This window comes from Desulfosporosinus sp. I2, assembly GCF_000960765.1.
Taxonomy (GTDB): Bacteria; Bacillota; Desulfitobacteriia; order Desulfitobacteriales; family Desulfitobacteriaceae; genus Desulfosporosinus.
The window spans coordinates 1-6,175 of the sequence record NZ_JYNH01000204.1 but is presented as its reverse complement, the minus strand read 5'-3'; the positions used below and the strand labels follow the sequence as shown (position 1 = coordinate 6,175).

Sequence of the window (6,175 nt, the reverse complement as noted above, 5' to 3'; positions counted from 1 at the left end):
AAATAAGGTGAAGTTTCCACCAACGGATATTATTTTTGACCCTAATATTTTAGCCATTGCCACAGGGATTGAAGAGCACAATAATTACGCGGTCGATTTTATTAACACCGTAAAATGGATCAAGGAAAATCTTCCTCATGCCAAGGTCAGTGGTGGGGTAAGTAATTTATCCTTCTCCTTTAGAGGAAACAATGCCATCAGGGAAGCTATGCACTCTGTGTTTTTGTATCACGCTATTGCTGCAGGAATGGATATGGCTATTGTAAACCCAAGTATGATTCAAATTTACGATGAAATAGATAAGGAGCTCCTGGAAAAGGTTGAAGATGTGGTCCTGAATAAGACACCTGATTCTGCTGAAAAACTCTTAGAGTTTGCGGAAAAATACAAAGCGTCTGGCGGGGAGCAAGTTGAGAATAAACTTGCCTGGCGAGAGCAAGATTCTAAGGAACGATTAATTCATGCCTTAGTCAAAGGGATAGCAGAATTTATAGAAGAAGACGTTGAAGTAGTCAGAAGACAATATGACAGAGCAGAAGAGGTTATCGAAGGTCCCTTAATGGATGGAATGAAGGTGGTTGGAGAATTATTTGGCGAAGGAAAAATGTTTCTCCCGCAGGTTGTAAAAAGCGCCAGAGTTATGAAAAAGGCAGTGGGTGTTTTATTACCCTACATTGAGGCAGAGAAGAAGAGCAGTGAAAGTAGCAGTGCAGGAAAAGTGGTCGTTGCCACGGTTAAGGGGGATGTCCATGATATCGGCAAAAACATCGTTTCCGTTATTCTGTCTTGCAATAATTTTGAAGTGATTGATCTTGGAGTAATGGCATCTTGCGAAGTAATCCTGCAAACAGCAAAAAAAGAAAATGCTGATATCATAGCTCTGAGTGGACTGATTACTCCCTCTTTAGATGAGATGTCTAATGTAGCGGAAGAAATGGAACGGCAAGGGTTTAACATCCCCTTGATGATTGGTGGAGCAACAACCTCTAAGACTCACACAGCCTTAAAGATTGCACCTAACTATTCAAAGGGAGTCGTGTATAGTGTTGATGCTTCTAAAGCCGTAGAAGCTGCCAAAAAGCTGGTCGATAAGAATGGAAGAGAGAGGTATTTAGCTCAAATTGAGGAGGAATACCAAACTATAAGAGAAAGCTACGGGAAAATTGAAAGAAAGCTTGTGCCGATCGAAGAAGCTAGAGAAAAGAAACTTCAAATAGATTGGGATAAGGAAAGTATTAACGTTCCAAACTTAATTGGAACCAAACATTTAAAAAATTTCCCCATCAGCGAGCTTAGAAACTATATTGATTGGTCTTATTTCTTTGTAGCTTGGGATATGGGCATGGTGTATCCCAAAATTATGGAAGATCCTAAATTTAGCGAAGAGGCTAAAAAGCTTTTTGATGATGCCAATGAAATGTTAGATTTACTGGAGAGGGAAGACATACTTACAGCAAATGCTGTTTTGGGTATTTTTCCTGCTAACTCTCTAGGAGATGACCTTGAAATGTACCATAATGGAAGTGTTACCACCTTCAATATGTTAAGGCAACAAGCGGTTTCCAAGGATAATGTCTATAGATGCCTTGCAGATTATATAGCCCCTAAGGATAGTGGAAAAACTGATTATTTAGGTGGATTTATTGTGACTGCAGGAATAGGCGCTAAGGAGTATGCCGAGAAACTTAAAGAACAAGGCAATGACTACGGAGCAATTATGGTAAAACTTCTTGCTGATAGACTGGCAGAAGCCTTTGCAGAGTTATTACATTTTCAGGTAAGAAAGGATTATTGGGGGTACTCTCCAGATGAAAAGCTAGAACTTAGATCTTTATTAAAGGGGTCATTTAGGGGAATAAGACCTGCCTTTGGATATCCTAGTCTTCGGGATCATGCTGAAAAAACAAAGCTTTTTCAGCTTTTAGAGGGAGAACGTAATACGGGTATAACTTTGACAGAACATTATATGATGGATCCTGTTGCTAGTGTGTGCGGGCTGTACTTTGCCTCTGAAGAGGCAAACTATTTTGATATCCACAGAATTGATAAGGATCAAGTGGATGATTACGCAAAGCGTAACAATAAAGAGCTTAAAGAGATTGAGAAGATGTTAAGTACTAGTTTGGCGTATAAATAAAAAATTGGGGCAGCAATTAATAATTTCAAGATTGAATTTCCTGGTTGACACATTAGGTGGATATACGATAAGATGATAGCAATTGAATATTGGAAAATAAAGGTGCAAGTACTAAGAGTACAGCTTAAAAGGGAAGCAGGTAAAAGTCCTGCACGGTCCCGCCACTGTAATGGGGAGATGTTTCATACTAGAGGCCACTGGCTCATACCGGGAAGGCGTGAAGCATTCATGAACCAAAGTCAGAAGACCTGCCTTTATTAATGAACCAATAACTCTACGAGCGATAGGGGGGTTCCATAAGTTAGTGTTGTATTCAGGGATATACACAGCCTCTTGGCGCTCATCGTCAAGGGGCTTTTTAATTTGAAAAATTGGAGGGTGTTTAATCGATGATAACAGAAATTATTAAAAGAAATGGAAGACTTGAGACGTTTAATCAAGAGAAAATAGTACATGCCATTTTCAAAGCCGCCACTGCGTGTGGAGGATCGGACTATGAGCGGGCTGAAGAAATAGGCCGACAGGTTATCGATGTAATACAGAAAAAATTCAGGGACAAGCAACCGGATGTAGAATCAATCCAAGATATCGTCGAAAAAGTCCTCATAGAAAACGGACATGCTAAAACCGCCAAAGCCTTCATCCTTTATCGTCAAAAAAGGAAAAGCACCCGTGAGATGGATGCTCTTATTGGGGCGACGATTGGAATGTTTTCCGACTACTTAGGAGATAAGGACTGGCAAATTAGTGAGAATGCGAACACCCAAAAAAGTATTAATGGTTTAAACAATTACATTCGAGAAGTCTTCACCAAAAAGTATTGGCTTTATGAAATCTATCCTCAGGAAATTCGAGAGGCACATGAAAGTGGAGACTGCCACATCCATGACCTGGGCTTTTTCGGACCCTATTGTGCAGGTTGGGATTTGAGACAGCTCCTGCTTGACGGATTCGGAGGAGTACCTGGCAAGGTGGAAAGCGGTCCAGCCAAACATTTGCGATCGTTCCTTGGGCAAATCGTAAATTCTACCTTTACGACACAAGGGGAAACGGCCGGAGCTCAGGCTTGGTCTAGTTTTGACACCTTCTGTGCACCGTTTATCCGGTATGACCAATTGACCTTTACCCAAGTCAAACAGTGCTTGCAAGAATTTATTTTTAACATCAATGTTCCCACACGAGTTGGATTTCAGTGCCCCTTTTCCAACCTTACGTTTGACATCAAGGTGCCTTCCACGTTGAGAGAGGAGCAAGTAATTATCGGCGGAACCTATACTGAGGCTAAATATGGAGAGTTTCAGGAAGAGTTGGATATGTTCAACTTGGCGTTCTGTGACGTTATGCTGGAAGGAGATTCCAAGGGCAGAGTGTTTACGTTCCCAATTCCTACCCTTAATATTACCCAAGATTTTGATTGGGAGAGTCCTGTCACGGATGCCTTTATGAGAATTACGTGTAAGTATGGCATCCCTTATTTTGCGAATTATGTCAACTCAGATCTGTCTCCTGAAGATGCAGTATCTATGTGCTGCCGGTTAAGGCTTGATACCGGTGAACTGAGAAAACGAGGTGGGGGGTTGTTCGGAAGCAATCCTCTCACAGGATCCATCGGTGTTGTTACCATTAACCTGCCCAGATTAGCTTACCTAGCCAAGACAAAACAAGAATTTATGGAACGTCTGAAACATATGGCGGAAATCGGGCGCACGGCCTTGGAAATTAAGCGGAAAATGATTGAGCAGCAGTCAGAAAGGGGTCTGTATCCCTATTCTTGCTATTATTTGAGACATTCAAAGGAGCGGACGGGGCATTATTGGCACAATCATTTCAGTACGATCGGTATCGTCGGGATGAATGAGGCGTTACTAAATTTCATGGGAAAAGGCATTGAAACGGAAGAAGGACGGGAGTTTTCCGTGAGTGTTATGAACTATTTGAGAGAGCTATTGGTTAAATTTCAACAGGAGACCGGAAACGTCTACAATTTAGAGGCGACGCCAGCAGAGGGAACCTCTTACCGTCTGGCTATGTTGGATACTAAAAGATATGACTCAATTATTACGGCTGGCGATGAAGTTCCTTATTATTCAAACTCAACCCAACTTCCGGTAGGGTATACGGAGGATATTTTTGAGGTTTTGGAGCTACAGGACGAATTGCAGTCTCTTTACACAGGAGGAACGGTTCAGCACCTCTATCTTGGAGAAGCGATTGAGGATATTAGTGTTTGTAAGCGGCTTATTCAAAAAATATTTAACAAACACAAAATCCCCTATATCTCCATTACTCCAACCTTCAGTATCTGCGACTCTCACGGATATATCAGCGGAGAACATTTCGATTGTCCTGAATGTGGTGCCGAAGCCGAAGTATGGTCCAGAGTGACAGGCTACCTCAGACCGGTCAAGAACTATAATCTTGGGAAGAAAGAAGAGTACGCTCAGAGGAAAAAATTCGTGATGCCAGAGGTGTTAGCATGAATATTGGAGGATTTGTGAAGACGTCATTTGTGGATTATCCGGGTAAGATAGCGTCCGTGGTTTTCACGCAGGGCTGTAACTTAAGATGTGGTTATTGTCACAATTTCAGGCTTATCGATGAAAATGATGGTTCAACGGGTATTCTGCCTGAGGAGATTTTCGAATTCCTTGCGAAAAGAAAAGGAATGATCGATGCAGTGGTTGTAACTGGCGGAGAACCGACGTTGCAAAAGGATCTAAACGTTTTTATCAAAGAATTGAAGGCCATGAGTTTGCTCGTAAAGCTTGACACCAACGGAACAAATCCGGATAGTTTGAGAGCGTTGATGGAGGATAAGCTACTGGATTTTATCGCCATGGACTTAAAGGCTCCGCTCAGGAAATATGAGCAGGTTACAGGGACAAGCTGTTTGGAATTAGCCTCCGTTTTAGAAAGCGTGGAAATCATAAAAAGCTGCGGACTGGCCTATGAGTTCAGGACAACACTATGTCCTGAACTGGAAGCGGAGGATATACCGAAAATTATGTTAGATTTTGAAATTGCTTCAAATTATGTAGTTCAGAGCTGCAGAAGTACGGAACTTAAAAAAGTATCTAGCAACAAGCAGGATCTGAAGAGATTGACTCAGTGGTCTAAAAAGAATTTGTCTTTCTCTTTTCGAGGGTTTTAAAGTCAGTTAAGTCATGAGATTCCCATTAGGTTTGCGGTCTTTGTCTTTAGCAATATTTTTCCATCCTTAAGCAGGTCCCCTCGTCACGCATTGATGGGGACGTTGAAAGTCATCGCCAGTTTAGGACCGTGCTTTCAACTCTTTATAGTTTTATGCTATAGCAGGCTATAGTTTTTTGGAGTTAACCTATATCTATTTTATCATGCTATAGTGAATGTATTAGGTTCAAATCTATCTAATGTACTTTCTCAAAATTAAGGGGGCTAACTGATGAGATACAATATCGAGGAATATTTAAAGGAAAGAATTCTTGTCCTAGATGGCGCAATGGGGACTTGTATTCTGCAGCTGAAAATGTCTTTGAGGAAAAAGGTTTAACCCTACCTATATTTATCTCAGGGACTATTGCCGATAAAAGTGGTCGTATATTATCGGGTCAGACGCTTGAAGCTTTTGCCCACACTATGAAGGGTGATGAAATTCTTGGCATAGGATTAAACTGTTCCTTTGGAGCTAAGGATTTAATTCCTTTCATTAAAAATCTTTCCAAAACCCAGGACCGCTATGTAACCTTCCATCCAAATGCAGGGTTGCCAAACTCCCTAGGGGAGTATGAGGAACGTCCGGAAGAAACTGCAGCTTTGGTCAAGGAATTAGCAGAGGAAGGGCATTTGAATATTGTCGGGGCATGCTGCGGTTTAACCCCAGCGCATATCAAAGCGATCAGTGATGCGGTAAAGGGTATCAAACCAAGAAAAATTCCCATGATAGAAAAAGAGACGGTTTACTGTGGTCTTGAAGCCATTGTCATAAAGAAAGAAAATAATTTTGTCAATATTGGGGAACGAACGAATGTTTCTGGATCAGCTAAGTTTGCAAGATTAATC

At 41.4% G+C, this 6,175-nt stretch carries 4 protein-coding genes and 1 riboswitch; all 4 genes read left to right on the top strand.

Going from position 1 to position 6,175, the window contains the following annotated elements; translation table 11 throughout:
• Window positions 1–2,137 (top strand): vitamin B12 dependent-methionine synthase activation domain-containing protein (locus UF75_RS24220; RefSeq protein WP_045577082.1); only part of this gene is annotated, 2,137 nt, incomplete at its 5' end.
• A gap of 83 nt (window positions 2,138–2,220) precedes the next feature.
• Window positions 2,221–2,408, top strand: a riboswitch (cobalamin riboswitch).
• 118 nt (window positions 2,409–2,526) lie between these two features.
• Window positions 2,527–4,617 carry a ribonucleoside triphosphate reductase gene (locus UF75_RS24210; RefSeq protein WP_045577080.1) on the top strand — a complete coding sequence of 697 codons (2,091 nt, stop codon included), beginning with the start codon at window positions 2,527–2,529 and terminating at the stop codon, window positions 4,615–4,617.
• Complete coding sequence (locus UF75_RS24205; RefSeq protein ID WP_045577079.1) at window positions 4,614–5,288, top strand: anaerobic ribonucleoside-triphosphate reductase activating protein; 675 nt, start codon at window positions 4,614–4,616, stop codon at window positions 5,286–5,288. The genes UF75_RS24210 and UF75_RS24205 overlap by 4 nt, the downstream gene beginning before the upstream one ends.
• 335 nt (window positions 5,289–5,623) lie before the next feature.
• Window positions 5,624–6,175: homocysteine S-methyltransferase family protein (locus UF75_RS24200; protein WP_045577078.1), on the top strand; the 552-nt coding region annotated here is incomplete at its 3' end.